Here is a 1,294-nt window from a genome sequence, read left to right as displayed (position 1 = left end):
CGCATCAGCTTTAGATCGTCTTCGCAGACCGGACGCGGCTCATAGTACAGACTGCCCCGGCTGATCCCAAGCAGATCGGCCTGCCGCGCGAGGCTCAGCTTGTGCGAGCGATCCGTCATTTCTTTGCGCTCGGCAACAGACCGGCCTTGTCGAGCGCTCCTTCCAAAAAATCATTTTCCAGCGTCAGCTGACCAATCTTCGCATGCAGAGATTTGACATCGATCTCTGGTGCCTTCGAGGCCTTGGGCTTGTTGTCAAAGACATCCGTCACGCCGTCGAGGAGCTGATCCTTCCACTGCTTGATCTGGTTTGGATGCACATCGAACTGTGTCGCCAGCTCGCTCATCGTCTTGTCGCCCTTCAAAGCCGACAACGCGACTTTCGCCTTGAATGCAGGGCTGTGGGTCCGTCTTGGTCGTCTTGCCATTTTCGCTCCTTCGTCCCGCCACGCTGCCGCATCAAGAGCAAAAAATCCACCTAACTCAACTGTTCAGATTTGTCGGGCCAACTCTAACATCTTGAAGGGCTTCAGCGGCATCCTGCAGGTGGATGACTACGCAGGCTATAACCGGTCAGAAACCTCGCCTCTGTTTCTGCTCAGGTTGGGTCCGTCAAGGTTCACTCATGCTCTTACAAAGGAGAATGAGCCATGACTAACCCAGTTGAACCGAACCGTCCGCAACCCCCAATCGCTGTTTCGCCTGACGAGGCCGCGCGGCTCGCCGGTTTGGGGCGCACAACGCTCTACGCGGCCTTGGCCAAGGGCGATATCGCCAGCATCAAGATCGGCACGCGCCGACTGATCCGGGTGGACGCCATCCACGATTGGCTGGCAAGGTACGAGGCGTAAGACCCGATGCCAAAATCAGCCAAACTCAGCGGGATCAAATCACTCCGCTGCTACACGATCCAAGAGGCGGCGGGTGTGACCGGCGGTTCTGACCGCACCATTCGCGCTTGGATCAAGCAAGGCCTCCCGGCCCTAGAGAGTGAGCGGCCAACGTTGGTGCGAGGTAATGCGCTTATCAGTTTTATTGAAGGGCAAAGGCAGGCGCGAAAATCCCATCTGTCTCGCGATGAGTTCTATTGTTTGAAATGTCGCGCGGCACGAAAACCGGCGGGCGCACTGGTCGACTGCGAGACGGACGGCGCGCGCACCAAACTGACCGCACTATGCGAGGCGTGTGACACGATCATGCACAAGCCCATCACACCGATCAGCCTGTCTGAAGTCTCCGATATCTTCGATGTGACCATGCGCAGCGCGCCGATCCGATCCTCCAAAGCTGACCAC

2 protein-coding genes and 1 pseudogene are annotated in these 1,294 nt (G+C 57.6%); 2 read left to right on the top strand and 1 reads right to left on the bottom strand.

What is annotated here, in order from left to right; genetic code table 11:
- Positions 1–427, bottom strand: a pseudogene (locus H7848_RS16570) (transposase); the annotation flags it as partial.
- Between the two features lie 222 nt (positions 428–649).
- Between H7848_RS16570 and H7848_RS16565 the strand changes: the two are divergent.
- Together H7848_RS16565 and H7848_RS16560 are read left to right on the top strand one after the other, a co-directional pair.
- The gene (locus H7848_RS16565; protein ID WP_208353720.1) at positions 650–850 is read left to right on the top strand and encodes a helix-turn-helix domain-containing protein; all 201 of its coding nucleotides are present in this window, start codon (positions 650–652) and stop codon (positions 848–850) included.
- 6 nt (positions 851–856) lie between these two features.
- A partial coding sequence (locus H7848_RS16560; RefSeq protein ID WP_208353718.1) for a helix-turn-helix domain-containing protein occupies positions 857–1,294 on the top strand: 438 nt, incomplete at its 3' end.

The sequence above is a fragment of the Pseudaestuariivita rosea genome (assembly GCF_017592335.1).
In the GTDB taxonomy this organism is placed as follows: domain Bacteria; phylum Pseudomonadota; class Alphaproteobacteria; order Rhodobacterales; family Rhodobacteraceae; genus Parasulfitobacter; species Parasulfitobacter rosea.
This window is presented reverse-complemented; position numbering and strand designations above follow the sequence as displayed.

What these genes read in the sequence shown, in the direction of transcription:
- H7848_RS16565 (WP_208353720.1), top strand. Translation starts at nt 650, where the DNA reads ATGACTAACCCAGTTGAACCGAACCGTCCGCAACCCCCAATCGCTGTT.